Source organism: Vibrio sp. 10N.222.52.B12, assembly GCF_002875385.1.
GTDB lineage: Bacteria > Pseudomonadota > Gammaproteobacteria > Enterobacterales > Vibrionaceae > Vibrio > Vibrio jasicida.
Window position 1 is genome coordinate 160,749 of the sequence record NZ_MDAW01000121.1, and the last position, 17,971, is coordinate 178,719.

Consider the following 17,971-nt stretch of genomic DNA (forward strand, 5'->3'; position numbering starts at 1 on the left):
TATACCTATTTCAAAAAGTACCTAAAAATAACGTACTTCAATTTATTCTTTAATCCTTTCGGCTCAGTTAAAGATGTATCACAACCTACTTGCTTGTCTTTTTTTGCCTCGGCACACCAATCAACGTAGCCAAACTTGGATACTTTCAAAAACTCACTAAGACAGCACTCTAACCCATCTGTGGGCTTAACAAAATCGCAGGTGCTAACAAACTGGTTAATCTTAGTATTATCAAATTGCCGATTATACATACGGTCATAGTCGATTTGATACTGAGCACTATGCCAGCGTTTGATGTCTTCTAGCTCTCTTGAGCAAGCTTTTAGTTCCATACCGACATCATTTTGCAAGACACGAGAGTAAACCTTTAACACTGCTTGCCAAGTCAGCGACTCAGAGCTGGTAATGTGAAAAGCTTCACCCAGAGCACCTTTATGCCCCAACAGCGCAGCCATCGAGTTAGCGACGTCTTTTCCATACGTCAAAGTCGTTGTCTTATTTAACATTTCCTGATTAATGACTACGGGTCTATTTTTAACCGCCCGATAAAGCCACCCTTCTTTCTCTAGAACCCCCAGTTGAAGTCGTTGCTCACTGTAGGTCACATAGGGGCGAATGATCGTCCAATTGCTAAGTCCCGAATTAAACAGCAAGTCTTCTTGCCTTGCTTTACTTAATGCGTACTCATCCGTCGCTAGGTAAGTAGAATCATCGGATACATCAACCAACCTAGGTGAGTCCTCACAGATTAAGCCCGTACTATCTGCATATACTCTTGCTGAGCTAATGAAAACATATTGTTCGGTGGCTGCAAGCAGTCGCTCAACACGCGAGGCAAACTCGTCTGTCTTGTAGATCATGAAGTCTACAATAACATCCCACTTTGACTCCAAAAGAGGCTTCATGAAACCGTCGTCTTTGGCATTTCCAGTAAGATACTGAATATTCCCATTGTTAGCTCTACTGCGACGAGACGTTACGTATACTTGGTTAGAGCCCTCTGCTAACTTACTGACGAGGTGCGCCCCCATGGCTCCGGTGCCGCCCATAATTAATATCTTCATTATTTTGCACCTAACTTAGTTCGTAGCTTATTGTTGATGACATTGAAAAACTCACGTCGAGTACTTGTATTCATCCCCAAGTAAATAACAGAGGTTACAGCTGCGAAAAAAACTAAGATCAGGTAAGCAAACTGAAGTATGTCGCTACCTTTGCAATAGTCGCCGACCATAATAACCAGCAAAGTAGGAAATATCACAGCCCAAAATACTGGCTTGAGTACGACACGAACGTAGTTCAAAGTAGAGAGAGCTATGAGGCGAGAAACTATGAGCAGTCTCACTAAAAACATCAGTAGGTTCATCACGATAGCAATGACAAAAACGCTGTAAGCTGGATAACCAAGTTTTAAGGTGAAATAAGCAATCACAATAATCAGTAGCTGCATTATTCCCAGTGTTAGCTCGTAGCCACGCATTTTACCGGGCGCTCTAGCAGCCGTGGCTAGAGGTAAACTGATGGACATGATCAACATCTCAACCATAGCCAGTTGAGTGAACAACACGGCGAACTGCGGGGGATCTCCTAACCACAGCGACAAAACCAACTCCATTCCCACAATCAGCGGTAGAGTAAACACCCACATTAAGAAAAAGGTAAACTTTGAGCCAACAAAGACGATATCATGTAGCTCTTTGGTGTTCCCCGCCGCATGGTTTTTAATTATTGAAGGGTAAAGACCAGTGTTAAATGCGTTTGAGAACGCACTAACTTGCGAAGAAACTGAAATAGCAATCGCACGGGCGGCCGCTGTCGCAGGAGAGAAGAACTGATTGACGAGAATGGTCACTCCCTGCATCCTGACGACCGTAGTGAATTGACCAAATAGAGTCCAACCAGTAAAAGCAATAATGTCTGAAAACAGCTTTTGGTTCCAGTACCACTGTTTAAACTGGCACTCTTTAAAGCTTTTTATACAAACGACAAAGTAAGCCAAAAAGACAAATATAGAAACTGCCAATAGCAATAGCCCATAGAATTCGAGCCGATCACCACCGTAAACACTCAACGATATCGCTGCCACAAGCTTCAATATCGCCTCCATAATAGAGATTGCTGCAAAATACTGCATCCTCTCATGAGAAATGATAATCGCCAGAAACGGGGCAGAAAATATCCCAAAAATCAGCGTGACAATAGAATATTGGTATAGAGCTTGGGCTGTAGCGTACTTTTCTGGAGGGAGGCTTAAATGCTCTTGTACGAACCACAAGCCAATAGACTCAAGGGCAAGTAACGCCAACGCACCAATAGCGACATAAATGACCAAATTCACACAAAATGTCTGTTTAAGTGTGCTGTCGTCATCCTTACCTAATGCAAACGAAAAATAACGCTGAGTCGCAGACGCCATGCTCGTGGTTAAAAACGAGCACAAAGTCACTACACCTGCGACAACGCTGTAAATACCATAGTCAACAACGCCAAGATTATTGAGAACAACTCTAATACTAAATAGAGTGATCAGTACGATCAGTATTTGACGAACATATAAATAGATCGTGTTCTTGGCAATTGTGCTTTTGTCAGTTTTGTAAGTCATCGTTCAATCATAGGTACACAAGATTTTTCTATGCCTTAGACATTGTGAAAATCGACCTACCTTTGTTCGTTCTATATGTTATTAAGTTAGGTGGAAGAGCCTTTCTTCGCACTTCTAACACCCGGATTTATGTCATTGCTTTCACAATCTCAATTACATTGTGCAATGAGCTCTCAATTTTATCCAAATCGGTCTTCTTCAAAGACGACAGCTTTTTCTTGATATCTGTAGTAGACACATTCTCAGTGCGAGGTAAGTAAACAACTTCACAGTACTCGCTCAGAAAGTCAAACTTGCCTTCCCAGTCGTCACCCATGGCAAAGATATCTGCATTAAAGCGTTGCACGTCACTTTGTTTTTGCTCCCAGTCGTGCTCTGGAAACACTTCATTAACATACTGGCATGCGGCAACAATCTCGGCTCGCTCAGCGTATGAGAAAAAGGACTTTTTCCCTTTAAGCTCGTTAAACTCATCTGAAGATATCCCAACAACCAACCTGTCACCTAGCTCACTCAAACGCTTGAGTAAGCGCACATGCCCAACATGAAAAAGGTCGAACGTTCCGTAAGTAATTACTGTTTTCATTCTCGTTAACAACACTCTTTGTCTCAGAGAGTTATTTACATCTGAGACACATTTTATTCAAAATGAGACAACCAAATTTTACTATCTCATTGTAATTCCTTGATTTCACCTATCTTGCCAAACTGGTCCAGTAGGTAACACCAAGGGCTAAGTCCTAGATCTTAGTTCCTCTGTATCTTCTTTCCGAAAAGCAAAACGTATCAATACAATTGCTACGCCCAGCATGCCACCAAGCAATGTACCTAACACACAGATTAGAGCACGTTTCGGGCCGTCTTTTAGTTCTGGTACCACTGCCGGATCAACAACTTTGAAGATAAACTCTTCTTGTACCTCTGCAAGCATTAGACTTTTGGTTTGTTCTTCTATCAGCTTATAAAAGGTGCTTTGCATATCGGCTACGGCGGTTTTTTGTAGCTGAGTATTTAGGTAAGCTAAGTTTTGCGAAGTTTCCGATATTGTACGTTCACGCATTACTTTGTTGATGTCTTCAATCAGCCAGTTAACCCATTGCTGAGCAATATAAGGTGAGTAGTGTTTTACCGATACCGTGTATAAGCCGCTTTCTTTATCTTGAGTAATGCTCAACGTTTCTTTATTGAATACTTCAAACGCTTCTTGTGCCGTTGGAGTTACACCGCGCAGTCCATCGGGTTCACGCAGCCATTCACCTGTAGTTGGGTTATAGAGTTCTTCATCAAAAATGAGTTTGTTATTAGCTAAGTCCCAATCTTTTGCCGCCATTAATGGTACAAGTAAATCATGTTTATTGATGAATGCTTCAACAAATTGGCGTGACTTCATTACTTGCACAGCTAAATCCGTTTGAGAAGATTCACCGGCACCAAGGTTAACACCTGCTAGTGCTGCTAATCCGCCGAGTTGACCAGCCATTTTTGAAAGACCTCCACCACTTGAGCTTTCTGCTGGTGCAAGTAATGCGTCCGATTTGTAGATATTTGGCAAGCTTAGTGCATAAAGTACCGCACCAACTGTAAAAACAAATGTAGTCGCAATGATGATCCACTTTCCTTTCCACAATGTGCCGAACAGTTCACGCAAGTCGATTTCATCATCTGTGGACTGAGATTGAGGTGGATACGGTAGGTAGTTTGGGTTGGATTCTTTTTGTTGTTCCATGGGTCTTTAATCCTAAGCTCTGAGGTTCGTTATGTGGAATTCAGAGATTGGTAAAATTGATTTCAGCCACCATACTGCGACTAGATTCCTAGTCTCGCTTAGGCTCGCTGGAATGACGGAATACTGAATATTATCCTGTCAAAGAATGTCCAGTCTCATTTCCACACTAGATTATTAATATTAACAAAGTCGAGCTTATGTAACTCCAATCATTACATAAGCTCTTGCTAAAGTTAAATTTCTAATCCTGTTTAAGCTGACTTGTATGGCTTTGTAATTCGTTACTTCAACGCGTTGATCGCTACACCTGTTTGGTAAAGGATCTGCGTTGCTGCCGTCCAGGTGCTCAATGCGTCACGGTAGTCAGTATCAATTGGCACTACAATGGTATCGCCCGCTTTTAGCTCTTCATGGTTGTTACCAAACCAGTAACCAGACGTTGGTTTGTAAACTGAGCCGTCAGCACGCACGACAAAGATACGGTCTTCATCTGCTTGTTTTTTCGCGCCACCAGCTTTGTTTAGGTAGTCATTCACGTCTAGCTTGTTATCCAACAAGTACGTGATTGGCACCTGAACTTCGCCCATGATCGATACTGTATTGCGGTATGTCGGCACAAATAAGAAGTCGCCGTCTTCCAACATAAAGTCAGCTGAGCGCTCGTCCTTCAAGATGCGATTAAGCTGTACTACCATGCGGCCAAGCGCTTTGCTACGGCTAGCTTCTTCAACAAACTTCAACGTTTTATCCGGATCAGAAATCACCGAGCTCATATTGCTGTCTGCTCGGAAGGTTTTCTTCGCAGTTTCTGCACGCATATCTGCAGCGTATTGGTTTAGTAGCTTCTGCTCTTGTAGGCGAAGTGCCTCGCGCGTGAAGATTGCGCCTTGAGGATGAGCAAATTCTGTCAAACCACCAGCACGTTCAAGTAACTCACCTAAGGTCTCACCCTGACGAACCGTGTACGTGCCAGGGAAACGAACTTCGCCTTGCAGAGTTACTGTGCTTTGTAGTTTAACATTCGGTTTTTCAAGAATATTTAGACGGTCACGGCCAACAAGAATTGCGTCAGCAGTTGTATTGCCTTGAATCGCTTTACGTAAGTCAATGCGTTCTACGTCGATAGACGCGCGCTCGTCCTTGCTGCTAATCACAGTACGCGCCAGTTCGGCATTGATGGTAAATGCATTGTACGTTAGACCACCAGCTGCTTCGATTAGTGTAGACACTGACATGCGTGGTGTGAGTGGGTAGCGACCTGGGTGTTTAACCTCACCAAATACTTCGGTGATTTGTGGCGCTAAACCTAAACGAGATTGCTGCTGGAGCTGCAAAAGTACCGGAGCAAGTAAAGTGCGACGGGTGTTTTGCTTCAACGCATCAAAGTCTTCTTTCGTGATTTCTTTGCCACGGAATATGATTTTCGGCTGTTCTGACTCTTCAGTTGAAGATTGGCCCATAGACATATTGTCTGTTGCTGAAGATATTGCAACAGAAGAGCTCATCACTTCTTGCTCTTTTTGTTGATCCAGCTCAGCTTTAAATTGCGCTTGCTCAAGCGTTTTCGCTTTTGTCACCGTATCTTGATCCGCTAGTGTATCTAGGTCTTCATTATTGAAGCGGTTAAAAACCAGCACTCGATCACGTGAATTTAGCTTTAGGTTATCTTTACTGCTTGGAGAAAGAATCGCGTTAGCGAGGTTAACTTGATAAACCTCAATGTCACGCTGTGGATTAATCTCACGGACAACGACAGCATAGTTAACATCAGCAGTAGAGTTAAATGACGTATCTACCGATTGGAACAAATCAGCAACACGCAGGCCGCTCTTCCATTCGATAAAGCCCGGATGACGAACATCACCTTCAATCTGCACGTAACGGGTTAGTTCTTCACTCTTCTTCAGTACATTAACGGCGTCGCCATCTTTGACTTTAGTTTGTTGATCGTGTGACTGGCTGAAGTTAAGGGTTAATGCATCGCGAGCACCTTTTGCTGCATAACGTTTGACTTCAACTTGGTCACTATAAGCGTTGGCAGTAAAACCTCCCGCCATTTGAATGGCTTGCTTGTAAGTTTCGCCTGATTTCACTTCATAGATTGCAGGGCGGTTTACCTCGCCATCAATAGCGATGGTATTGCCAACAGCACCAATAAAGACCACATCACCAGGTAACAGTCGAACATCGTTGCGCGCGTCGCCTTTTAGCAATAGGTCATACATATCAAGCTTGCGAATCACCTGACCATTGCGCTTTAATTGCACGTTACGCAACGCACCACTCTCACCAAAACCTCCACTGTAATAAATGGCTTGAGAAATGGTGGTAAGCGCGCTGACGGTGTAAGCACCTGGTTTGTAAGCATCACCCATGACAAACACTTGCATGGTGCGCATCTCACCTAGTGAAATGTCGCTACGTACGCCAATCATTTGCTCTTTTACACGTTGGTTTAGTGAGTCACGAACATCAGAAAAGCTCATGCCAGCAACTTGAACTGGACCAAGAGATGGAAAGTTGATAGTACCCGCGCGATTTACTCGCAAACGGTGTGTCGTGTTCTCTTTACCAAACAGTTGGATAACAATTTCGTCGCCGGCGCCAACTGTGTAATCAGCAGGGACCGGTACATCGCTCACTGGGGCAAATGTTGTTGGTGAACCCGCAAATAGCTCCAAGCCGAAGCGTTTTAAGTCTTCGTCTTCTTTCGCTAAATCCATTTTATCCGTTTGATTGGCATTACTCACCTCTGGGCGAGGATCGATCACTTGAGGGTTTTGATAGTAACTTGGCTGAGAAGAAGATCCTGAAGGGAGAGATATGCCGTACTTACTTGCTAGTGCTTGTTGTTGATCAGCAGGTAGGCTTTGGAACATTTGCATTTGTTCCGGGGTTGGAGTTTGCGCATGACTGAATGGCGCAAAAACACTTGCCAATACACAAGCGGCAATCGAGAAATATCCTTTAAGCATGATAATTCGCTATTTAAATCGAGAGTTAAAAAATCCTAGTTACTAAAACTAGGCACTAGGTCTTTTAATTAAAATCGGTGCTGAAAGCCGAGTGTCAGGGCATTCAAACGAACTTGGTCTTCTGATGTATTGTCAACAAACTCGAAAACAACCGCATTGTGCTTATCTAAGGCGTAATGCATACCTAAACCAAAGCTAAAGCCTTGATCTTTATTCGAACCGACGTTCTGTTGATCAATTTGGACACTGGAGTAACCCGCCAGTCCGTAAAGTGCGAAACGTTCAGAAACCGGCATGTTCAACTTAACAAAACCACTTGCTAAGCTGTCTACTGCAAGTCCGCTTTCGCGCTGTACTGAAGTGCCGTAACGTGCTTCTAACGCGACATAATCGTTAAAGAAATAGCCTGCTTGCGCTTGAAGAAGGAATGGATTGCCTTCGGTTACGGAAGAAGTAGAAGAGTGGTGATATTCGGCATTAGAGTAGCTCACTAACGCACCTGCATAAAAATCTGCTGAGGCCGTAAATGAGCACAAGCCTAAGCTGATTGCACTCAACGCCCCTAGCCATGGTCGTTTGTTCATCACGTAAGTGTTCCTTGGGTATTGACTGACCGCTGCACATGAATGACGCACGCAGTGAATGTCTGTTAACTCTTTAATCTGTTTGCTTGTGCGTTTTCACGCTACCGCCCTGCGGCATTACGCGTTAGCCACTGTTCGCTGATTACCGAGCTGCTCGGTTTATTGATATAAGTGCTTTTTTCAAACATCGCTTTTGTGACGAGAAAATCAAAAACTCATACTTGAAAAGCACAGCATAAAAGCTGGCAAATTATGCATGGATTAGCGCAAAACGGCAAGGGGGCTCGCTCTAACGTTTGAGAATGGATATTCTTGTTTTTGAGAGCAATGACACTCTGGGCATCATTCGTCTAATGTAACAAAGCATAATGTTGTACTTATCTCGAATGTCAATTCGCTACTTACTTCGATATTGACGGGTTAGTGTTACTTATGGCCGAGTTATCCTTCATTACACCAGTAAGCTCTAGTTAAAATCACTAAAACCGCCTGCAAATGAATTGTCTTTTCAATGAGACGCATTCTTTAGAAGTTGGTAAAATTCCATAGGAAACTATTTACATGCTGATTGTTTTTTAACTAAAATGACAGATGGTATGTTCTAAACAGACCAAACATCGATGTTTTAAAATCTGAAATACAAGGATTAATAATGAAGAACACAGCTCTAGCTATTCTTATGGCTCTAAGCGCATCAACTGCATTCGCAGCGACTGAAGCTGGTACTACTGGCACAGCAGCAGCATCTGCAACTGGAACAACTGCAGTAGCAGTAGGTGCAGCAGCAGCAGTAACTGTAGTAGCAGTTGCAGCGTCAGACAGCGATTCAACTTCAACGTCTACTTCTACTTCTACTTCTACTTCTACGAACTAATTCGTTTAAGTTGAACTAGATAAATCGCCCTGAACTATTTCAGGGCGATTTTATTTGTACGAGGGAATAATGAATACCTTTCTATCGCAAAAATGGATGCGCTTACTTGTTGTTTTACCTGTATTAAGCCTCACTTTTGGGTGTACTCAGAAATTCAATGATGTCTCGGCGACCGTTCAAGAAGCTTATGGCAACTACATCGATGTTGAACTGACACCAGAAGAAATTGAAGCCGTTCCTTATGCCAGCGCTTATCTAAAAATCGGCAGCCAAAAGCAAGTCTTTGTTGTTCTCGCCTTTGCAGAATCAAACCCACTAACGGGTCAAACCCAACTCAAATGGGTCAGTGCCGATAAAGCGATGGTGGTAACAGAGAATGGCCATATTGTTAAAACCATTGGATTGCAAACCACTAACCTAGCCGGTGTCTACGGTGACGTGCCTGCTTACTCAAAATCATCTGTTCAATATGCGCTGTCTTACGATTGGTCTGAGCAATACCGTTACGGCTTTCAAGCCCAAGTAGAGCGATCACATCAAGGCAAAGAGACGATAACCACTCCTATTTCATCGACAGCAACCGACGTTTATACTGAGCTCGTCACTTTTCCAAGCTTAGAAGAAAGCGTAGAGAACACCTATTGGGTAGACAGTAATGGACAAGTGGTGAAAACACGTCAGCACTTGGGACCAAACATGGTGCCAGTTGAATTGACCATTTTGAAAGGGTACAGCAAATCATGAGTAAGCGACTGCTCTCTTTACTAAGCTTAGTGGGTGTTGTTGGTATTACCGCCGTACCTGCTTTAGCCCAGAACCAAAGTTTACCGCCATTACAAGTTGAATTAGTGGGTACTGGAAAAGCCTTACAATTTGAACAGCCAACTCGTTTAGACAACATCCTGAAACTCGCACAAGAGCAGAACGTTGTCTTGCAATATCCTTTTGCGATTAGTTTGTTTGATGACTCAGAACAGGCACAGCAAGAAAGTCTGGCGTTAAAAAACGCCGTGTTGAACCAAATGATTCAATACAACCTCGTTGGTCATCCATTTTACAAATTTATCCAGCAAAGTCAGTTTGCGCCTCGCGTTCTTTCCGCCGTCGATGTTGATCAAATTCGCTTAGACAAATTTGATAACCCGCTTTTAAAAGGTCAGTTTGCCTTAAGTGCGCCTCAGCGAGCAGAAAAAGTGTTGTATGTGGGCAATGTGGACAAGGTTTATGCCATCAAAAATCTAGCTGGTATCCCTCTGCATGAACAGGTCGATAGCCTAAAAAGCAGTGAGGTTGGCGAACTGGCTCAGCCGCCTATTTTAATCTATCCAAATGGTGAGGTGGTTACCCCTCATCATGGCAGTTGGTTAACCAAACAATATTATTTACCACCTTTGACCATGGTCTATATCCCATTTGACGATTTTGAACAGTCGCCAATGGATCAAGATATCGTCAAACTACTGTCACAACGTAAACCAACCTTGTCGAAGAATTAAATATGAACCTGATAAGAACCAGTTTATCGCTTTCTTTAATGAGTCCAGCGTTGGTTTGGGCTCAAGATATGCCTTTTGAGGCACCACCACTGCAACCTTCACAGATGGACTTTGGTGGTGTGGGCTTAATGCAAATGCCAACTGGACGTATGGCTCCTGAAGGTGAGTTTAACTTTGCGGTCACTGGCAGCGATGAGTACCTATTTTACAATGTGACTCTGCAAGTGATGCCTTGGCTAGAAACGACGATTCGTTACACCATGGTGAACGATCTTTTCTATAGTGACGACCCAAGCTTCTCTGGAGATACCAAGTACACAGACAAAGGCATCGATTTTAAAGTTCGCTTGTTAGAAGAATCCGAGTACCTACCAGAACTTTCTGTTGGTATTCGTGACTTTGCGGGTACTGGCCTGTTTGATGGTGAGTTTGTTGCTGCAACAAAACGCTACTCTAACCCTAACCTTGGTACCTTTGATTTTACCTTAGGTATGGGCTGGGGTTACCTTGGAACGCGTGACAATATCAGTAACCCCGCTTGTAAGTTGTCAGACAGTTTCTGTGAGCGACCTTCCGATTTTAAAGGCAATGGCGGTAGCGTAGATTTTGAGCGTTGGTTTAAAGGACCGGCAGCTCTATTTGGTGGTGTGGAATATCAAACACTACATGCCCCACTGCGCTTCAAGCTTGAATACGACAGTAATGACTACAGCGAAGATTTTCCTGTGGTACGCGGTGGCATAGACATGACGCCCCACACCCCTTGGAACTTCGGCGTGCTTTACCGTTTAGGCCACATGGCGGACTTGCGTGTGAGTTATGAACGTGGTGATACGTTAGTAGCAGGCGTAAGCCTTTACACAAACTTCAATGACATGCCGTCTTTCTGGCGTGATACACCAACGCCAGAAGTTGAAGACAAGCAACCAGAGCAACTGTCTGATGTCGATTGGGAGCGCGTTACCGAGGAGCTGGATAAAGTCGCTGGCTACCAAAATACCCAGCTCTATGTTGAAGCCAATACTGTCTCCATTGTTGGTGAACAGAAGAAGTATCGCGACCGCAACGAAGCGCATGAAAAAGCAGCTGCAGTTCTTTACAACGAGATGCCAGACAACATTGATACCTTTACTATCAATGAGCGCAGCCGTGGTTTGCTCGGCGATCAAACGGTTATCTCAAAAAATAAGTACCGTGACTTTGCTGAAGTAAACTACATCAACCCAAATATTGAAGATGCGACGTCTACATCAAACAATAAGCCTCAAGGCAAACCTGCTTACGATGGATTTGAGCGTTTTGATTGGGGCTTTGCACCAAAACTTGCACAGACTTTGGGTAACCCAGAAGACTTCTACTTGTTTAGTGTTGGTTTGAGCGGCAACGCTTCTTACTGGCTAACGGACAATCTAGAAATCGGCGGTTCGCTGTACTGGGATTGGTACAATAATTACGACAAGTTTAACTACGTAACACCACCAGATGGCACAAGTGTTCCTCGTGTACGTACTATGTTCCGTGCTTATCAGAATGAACACGCAGTAACTATGTCGAACCTTCAATTAACTTGGTTCCAAGAATACTCCGATACCATGGACCAGCAATTCTACGCTGGTTACCTAGAAAGCATGTTTGCGGGTGTAGGTACGGAGTTCTTGTACCGTCCAAAAGGTGCAAACTGGGCAATTGGTGCCGATGTTAACTTAATTTCTCAGCGTGACCCTGAAAGCTACTTTGGCGTTTACGATGAGAAGTGGCAGCATATCCCTGAATACGGCCGCCCATTCCAAGTGGTCGATAAAGGCTTTACTGGTTTTGTATCTGCCTACTACTACCCACAATGGGACTTCCTAAAAGATTTGATGATTCAAGTCGATGTGGGTCAGTTCCTAGCGGGTGATGTCGGTACGCAAGTGAACGTGTCTAAGCAATTCAAGAGTGGCGTGATCGCTGGTGCGTTTGCATCAATTAGTGACTTGTCTGCAGATGAGTTCGGCGAAGGTAGCTTTACGAAAGGCTTCTACATCTCGATTCCATTCGACATCATGACGGTGAAACCAAGCAACAACCGTGCGAACTTTAGTTGGCAGCCATTGACTCGCGATGGCGGTCAGAAGCTAGGTCGTAAATACAGCTTGATTGAACTGACGGATGAACGTAACCCATGGTATCAACGCCCGAATACATCAGATGAAAAGTAATCTAACCACGATTTAGATTAACTTACTTATACAAAGGAAGCTTCGGCTTCCTTTTTCTTTATCTAACGCCAACACCTTCCCTCTAACACCTAAAGCCTTAACTCTGCTAAACTTCCTGAGAAAATTTTAATCTATGGTGGAAGTCTTATGATCATCGTAACTGGTGGTGCTGGCATGATCGGCAGCAACATTGTTAAAGCTCTGAACGAAGCAGGTATTAACGATATTCTGGTTGTCGACAACCTAAAAAATGGCAAGAAGTTTAAAAACTTAGTTGATCTTGATATCACTGATTACATGGATCGTGATGACTTCCTTACCCAAATCATGGCGGGTGATGACTTTGGCCCTATCGAAGCCATCTTCCATGAAGGTGCTTGTTCTGCGACAACAGAGTGGGACGGCAAGTACATGATGCTAAACAACTATGAGTACTCGAAAGAGTTGCTTCATTACTGTCTAGATCGTGAAATTCCATTCCTATACGCATCATCAGCTGCGACATACGGTGAGACAGAAACGTTTGTTGAAGAGCGTGAATACGAAGGTGCACTTAACGTATACGGTTATTCAAAACAGCAGTTTGACAACTACGTTCGTCGCCTGTGGAAAGACGCAGAGGAGCATGGCGAGCAGCTTTCTCAAATCACTGGTTTCCGTTACTTCAATGTATATGGCCCACGTGAAGATCACAAAGGCAGCATGGCATCAGTAGCGTTTCACTTGAACAACCAGATCAACGCAGGCGAAAACCCTAAATTGTTTGCTGGTAGTGAATCTTTCAAGCGTGACTTTATCTACGTTGGTGACGTGAGCAAAGTGAACCTATGGTTCTTAGAAAGCGGTGTTTCAGGCATTTTTAACTGTGGCACCGGCAATGCGGAATCATTCGAAGAAGTGGCAAAAGCAGTGATCAAACATCACAGCCAAGGGGAAATCCAAACCATTCCATTCCCTGAACACCTAAAGGGCGCTTACCAAGAATTCACTCAAGCTGACCTTACTAAGCTTCGTGCTGCTGGCTGCGATGTAGAATTCAAGACGGTAGCTGAGGGTGTTGCTGAATACCTTGCGATTCAGAATCGTTAATACCTTCAAAGGGTGGTAGTGAAGCCTCTACCACCTTTACTCTGATACGTTTACGAGTATCATTTCTAAACATCTCCAGTTCTCTCTTCCGAAAATAGGTGCTTAAAACTTCATGACTGTTCAACGTGATGATTTCGATCCAAAAGCTTATAACCCTGAATTCGAGCGTCACTTTCTTGCGCCTAAATATTGGGGAACTTGGCTCGGCGCCCTACTATCGATGCCGTTGGCGCTTCTTCCGCTAGGAGTGCAAAAATGGCTAGCCAAAGCTATTGCAAAAAAATTGGCTAAATCACGCAAAGGCCCAGCCCACCGAGCTCGCGTTAACTTTGAGCTGTGTTTCCCAGACAAAACCTTTGAAGAGCGTGAAGCACTCATCGAAAAGACGCTTTACACAGCCGCTTTATTCTTTTTCCGCTTTAGCCTACTTACCTTACGTTCTCCAAAGTGGTTACAGCAACGCTGCCAAATTCGCGGCTTAGATATTTTGCAGGAGCATATCGAAAATGATGAAAAAGTCATTTTGATGGTACCGCACTCATGGGCGATCGACATTCCAGCGATTTTGTTGGCCTCTATGGGAATGCCGGTTTCTGCAATGGCTAAAAAGCAGAAAAATGAAGTCGGCGATTGGTTGATGCACAAACAACGAGTTCAGTATGGCGGTCGTGTTTATGAGCGCTCTGGTGGTATTAAACCATTTTTGAAATCGATCCGTGATGGCTACATTGGCTATTACTTACCCGATCAGGATCATGGTCCTGAACACAGCGTTTTTGTCGATTTCTTTGCGACTAGAAAAGCAACGCTTCCAGGCTTAGGTAAAATTGCCAAGCTATCACGAGCTAAAGTGTTACCTATGTTTGCTTCTATGAATACAGAAGATGGTACGTTTGATATCGAAATCTTACCAGTGTTTGAGCTAGACAAGGGTGAAGAACAAGATGCTCGCACTTGTAACCAAGCGATTGAGTACTTTGTAGCAAATAAACCGGAACAATACATGTGGGTGCTACAACTTCTGCACTCTCAAGAAGACGGCAATAACTATTACAACCTATTTAAACCGAGATACAACACTGACTGGCAAATAAGCAAATGAAAAAAATCTTAATTATTGGCCCTTCTTGGGTTGGCGATATGGTGATGTCACAGTCTCTTTATATTGTCTTAAAGCAACTTCATCCAGAAAGCCAAATTGATGTGATTGCACCAGGTTGGTGTAAACCAATTCTTGAACGCATGCCAGAAATCCACCAAGCCATTGAAATGCCTATTGGTCATGGTGAATTCAACTTACTTGGTCGTCGCGAAATCGGTAAATCATTACGAGAAAAGCAATACGACCACGCCTACATCCTGCCGAAGTCTGCAAAATCTGCTCTGATTCCGTGGTTTGCAAACATTCCTCTTCGTACTGGTTGGAAAGGCGAAATGCGTTACGGCCTGCTTAATGACCTGCGACCAAACATGAAGTCTTTTCAATTCATGGTTGAACGCTATGTTGCATTAGCTTACCCACAAGAGGAGATGATCGATTCATCCTCACTGGGTGGTTTAGAAACCCAACCTCGCCCTAACCTGTTTATTGATAAAAAAGAGCAAGCTGAAGCGATTGCTAAGTTTAACCTCAATCAAGAAGAGCCTGTTGTTGGCCTGTGCCCTGGTGCAGAGTTTGGCCCTGCTAAAAAATGGCCAGAGACACATTACGCAGAAGTTGCATCAGCTATGGCGAATGCAGGAAAGCAAGTGTGGCTATTTGGTTCTCAAAAAGACCTTGAGACCTGTAACAACATCAAGCAATTAGTACCTCAAGAACACCAGCACCTGATTCATGTTTTGGCAGGGCAAACGAGCCTGATTGAAGCCGTTGATCTACTGGCGGCATGTCAGACAGTTGTAGCAAATGACTCGGGTCTTATGCACGTGGCAGCTGCCGTTGGTTGTAACGTCGTTGCAGTCTATGGTTCAACATCTCCAAAGTACACTCCACCGCTTGCTGAAAAGGTAGAGATTGTTCACACCGATATTGACTGCCGTCCATGCTTTAAGCGTGAGTGTGAGTTTAAGCACCTTAAGTGTTTAACTGAATTATCACCAAAACAGGTGCTAGATAGCATCCAAAAACTTGAAGCGATAACGGTAAGTTCATGCTAATCCGCATTTTTTACACATTGCTACTTGCCCTTGCGTCCCCTTTCCTCTTATTTGGTTTATACAAAAGTAAACCGAACAAGCCCAAATTTGGCCAACGATGGAAAGAGCATTTTGGTACAACCCCAAAGCTAGAGACAACTGAGCACCCTATTTGGATTCATGCGGTTTCGGTAGGCGAAAGCATCGCTGCTATCCCACTCATTAAAGAATTGAAAAAGCAAAAACCAACCCAACCTATTTTAGTCACCACCACAACCAGCACTGGTGCGGAACAAATTGCTAAGTTGGGCGACTTAGTTGAACACCGCTATATGCCTATCGATTTCAGTTTTGCCGTGAAAGGCTTTCTAAAGGCCATACGGCCAAAGCAAATGTTGATAATCGAAACCGAGCTTTGGCCAAACACGCTTAATACTGTCCATAATGCCGGAATCCCTATCATAGTGGTCAACGCTCGCCTCTCTGAAAAGTCGTGTAGGAACTACGCAAAAGTGCAGCCACTGTTTGACCTCCTACATCCATGCATAGATAAGGTACTTTGCCAGACGGAGTCAGATGCTGAGCGTTTCGAACGTTTAGGTATCGAGAAAAACAAACTTTTTGTTACTGGCTCAATAAAGTTTGATATCCAGATATCGGACGACGTAAAAGAAAAAGCTAAAGCGCTAAGGGATGCCCTTGGATTGGAGCGCCCGATTTGGATAGCTGCCAGCACTCATAAAGGCGAAGATGAGCAGGTATTAGAAGCTCACAAAAAAATCTTAGAATCTCACCCAAATGCACTTTTAATCCTTGTTCCACGACATCCAGAGCGATTCGAAGATGTATTTGAGCTTTGTCAAGGTCAAGGCTTTGAAACTGCTCGCCGTACAAGCCAAGAAGAAGTAACAATATCGACCCAAGTTTATCTTGGAGATACCATGGGTGAAATGCTTACCTTGATTGGAGCAGCCGACATTTGCTTTATGGGCGGTAGTTTAATTGGCGATAAAGTCGGTGGGCACAATGTGTTAGAGCCAGCGGCTTTGGGTGTTCCAACCATTACTGGTCCGAGCTACTTTAACTTCGAGGAGATTGCACATGAACTTATTAGCAGCTCTCAACTCACAGTTGTCAATGATGGTATAGAGCTTTCTAAACACATTCGAAAGTACTACAAATCTCCGACCAAGCTTGAAGATAAAAAAAGCAACTTTCAAAGTAAAGGCAGCTTAGAAAAAGTGATAGGACACCTTGCATCATGACCATATCTTTTGACCAGAGTATTATATATGTTGAATCTCCATTACAGATCTTATCCGCACTTGAGTACTGTAATGAATACAATGAAAATCCTATTTTTATCGTTAACTTTGGCAACAAAAAAAGAATCAAAAATAGAGAACAAATGCTCAATCTTTTAGAGCCAATTCCAGCTAATAGAAAGTTAGTGTATAAGCACTTTAGAAATTCTCTAATCAGCGATATATATTCATTTTTCTTTATGATAAAAATGAGAAGAATGCCGATATCAAAACGCTTTATTATTGGTGACTTCCGTAGCAAAGTTGCTTGTAATTTTTTTCTAGCTAATCGAGCCAAAGAGCGCGTCTATATGGACGATGGTGCAGCTACGATTGTCACCCAACTAGACTATATACAAAAAGGGATTTATGCTCCAAAACTAAGAAGTAAACGTCAGAAGGTATTCCAACGTTTTTATGACTTTGTTTTCAATTTCAAATACTCTGAGCTAAAGTGCCCTAATTTGTATTCGTTTTTCGCAGGAGAAGGGTTACTGAGACTTGGCCAAAAAAACTTAAGAAAGCCCAAACCACTTATCCGCAAAGAAAAACTCAACAACACTTGCTTCTTCTTCGGCTCTAAGTATTCAGAATCCCGAATAATGCTTCTTGAAGACGAAATAGAATCTTTACGCCAAATAAGTGAATATTACCAACACAAAAACATTGATTTCTTTTACATTCCACACAGAGATGAATCCAAAGAAAAGCTTTCTATAATAAGAGACTTAAACATAAAAATAAAAGATCTTGGTGTCCCTGCCGAAACATACTTTAGTAGCACAAAAAGCATCCCAAGTCATATTGCAGCCTGTTGGAGCACTGTTATATACAGCATAGGAAAAGCGTATGAGCTGGAAAGTGTCATTTCTTTCGATATTCTTAGCAAGATGAAAAAAGAAGGGGCGACTCGCGAGAGGGCTAAGACTGTATATCAGTTTTATCAACAAAGTGGTATAGATATAATTAAAATTTAGTAAA

General features: G+C 43.2%; 15 protein-coding genes. 9 read left to right on the forward strand and 6 right to left on the reverse strand.

Annotated features, from left to right (window positions below; translation table 11 throughout):
* Positions 1-5 precede the first annotated feature (5 nt).
* The 6 genes from BCT11_RS14880 to BCT11_RS14905 all read right to left on the reverse strand — a co-directional run bounded on the left by BCT11_RS14880 (position 6) and on the right by BCT11_RS14905 (position 7,890).
* On the reverse strand, positions 6-1,064 hold the full coding sequence (locus tag BCT11_RS14880) for an NAD-dependent epimerase/dehydratase family protein (protein ID WP_102388602.1): 1,059 nt from the start codon (positions 1,062-1,064) through the stop codon (positions 6-8).
* On the reverse strand, positions 1,064-2,605 hold the full coding sequence (locus BCT11_RS14885; RefSeq protein WP_102388603.1) for an oligosaccharide flippase family protein: 1,542 nt from the start codon (positions 2,603-2,605) through the stop codon (positions 1,064-1,066). Before BCT11_RS14885 ends, BCT11_RS14880 begins: the two co-directional genes overlap by 1 nt.
* Positions 2,606-2,732: 127 nt before the next feature.
* Positions 2,733-3,191, reverse strand: a complete 459-nt coding sequence (gene tagD, locus BCT11_RS14890) for a glycerol-3-phosphate cytidylyltransferase (protein WP_102388604.1) — start codon at positions 3,189-3,191, stop codon at positions 2,733-2,735.
* 147 nt (positions 3,192-3,338) lie between these two features.
* Positions 3,339-4,331: a Wzz/FepE/Etk N-terminal domain-containing protein gene (locus BCT11_RS14895; RefSeq protein WP_038876869.1), complete on the reverse strand. Its 993-nt coding sequence runs from the start codon at positions 4,329-4,331 to the stop codon at positions 3,339-3,341.
* A gap of 281 nt (positions 4,332-4,612) precedes the next feature.
* Positions 4,613-7,306, reverse strand: a complete 2,694-nt coding sequence (locus BCT11_RS14900) for an SLBB domain-containing protein (RefSeq protein ID WP_102388605.1) — start codon at positions 7,304-7,306, stop codon at positions 4,613-4,615.
* A gap of 68 nt (positions 7,307-7,374) precedes the next feature.
* Positions 7,375-7,890: a porin family protein gene (locus BCT11_RS14905; protein ID WP_045482916.1), complete on the reverse strand. Its 516-nt coding sequence runs from the start codon at positions 7,888-7,890 to the stop codon at positions 7,375-7,377.
* Positions 7,891-8,542: 652 nt separating this feature from the next.
* Between BCT11_RS14905 and BCT11_RS14910 the strand changes: the two genes are divergently transcribed.
* The 9 genes from BCT11_RS14910 (at position 8,543) to BCT11_RS14950 (ending at position 17,967) form a co-directional block, all read left to right on the forward strand.
* Positions 8,543-8,764, forward strand: coding sequence for a hypothetical protein (locus BCT11_RS14910; RefSeq protein WP_021017910.1), 222 nt, complete (start codon positions 8,543-8,545; stop codon positions 8,762-8,764).
* 69 nt (positions 8,765-8,833) lie between these two features.
* Positions 8,834-9,508, forward strand: coding sequence for a YjbF family lipoprotein (locus BCT11_RS14915; RefSeq protein ID WP_198593953.1), 675 nt, complete (start codon positions 8,834-8,836; stop codon positions 9,506-9,508).
* Positions 9,505-10,260, forward strand: a complete 756-nt coding sequence (locus BCT11_RS14920; RefSeq protein WP_102388607.1) for a capsule biosynthesis GfcC family protein — start codon at positions 9,505-9,507, stop codon at positions 10,258-10,260. The genes BCT11_RS14915 and BCT11_RS14920 overlap by 4 nt, the downstream gene beginning before the upstream one ends.
* 2 nt (positions 10,261-10,262) lie before the next feature.
* Positions 10,263-12,461 (forward strand): YjbH domain-containing protein, encoded by a 2,199-nt coding sequence (locus BCT11_RS14925; RefSeq protein WP_102388608.1) that lies wholly within the window; start codon positions 10,263-10,265, stop codon positions 12,459-12,461.
* 147 nt (positions 12,462-12,608) lie between these two features.
* A complete protein-coding gene (gene rfaD, locus BCT11_RS14930; RefSeq protein WP_102388609.1) occupies positions 12,609-13,550 on the forward strand; it encodes an ADP-glyceromanno-heptose 6-epimerase in 942 nt (313 codons plus the stop codon).
* A 112-nt stretch (positions 13,551-13,662) separates the two neighbouring features.
* Entirely contained in the window at positions 13,663-14,652 is a 990-nt protein-coding gene (gene lpxM, locus BCT11_RS14935; RefSeq protein WP_102388610.1) for a lauroyl-Kdo(2)-lipid IV(A) myristoyltransferase, read from the forward strand.
* Positions 14,649-15,707: a lipopolysaccharide heptosyltransferase II gene (waaF, locus tag BCT11_RS14940; protein ID WP_102388611.1), complete on the forward strand. Its 1,059-nt coding sequence runs from the start codon at positions 14,649-14,651 to the stop codon at positions 15,705-15,707. Before lpxM ends, waaF begins: the two co-directional genes overlap by 4 nt.
* A complete protein-coding gene (waaA, locus tag BCT11_RS14945; protein WP_102388612.1) occupies positions 15,701-16,951 on the forward strand; it encodes a lipid IV(A) 3-deoxy-D-manno-octulosonic acid transferase in 1,251 nt (416 codons plus the stop codon). Before waaF ends, waaA begins: the two co-directional genes overlap by 7 nt.
* On the forward strand, positions 16,948-17,967 hold the full coding sequence (locus BCT11_RS14950) for a polysialyltransferase family glycosyltransferase (protein ID WP_102388613.1): 1,020 nt from the start codon (positions 16,948-16,950) through the stop codon (positions 17,965-17,967). The genes waaA and BCT11_RS14950 overlap by 4 nt, the downstream gene beginning before the upstream one ends.
* Positions 17,968-17,971: the final 4 nt, after the last annotated feature.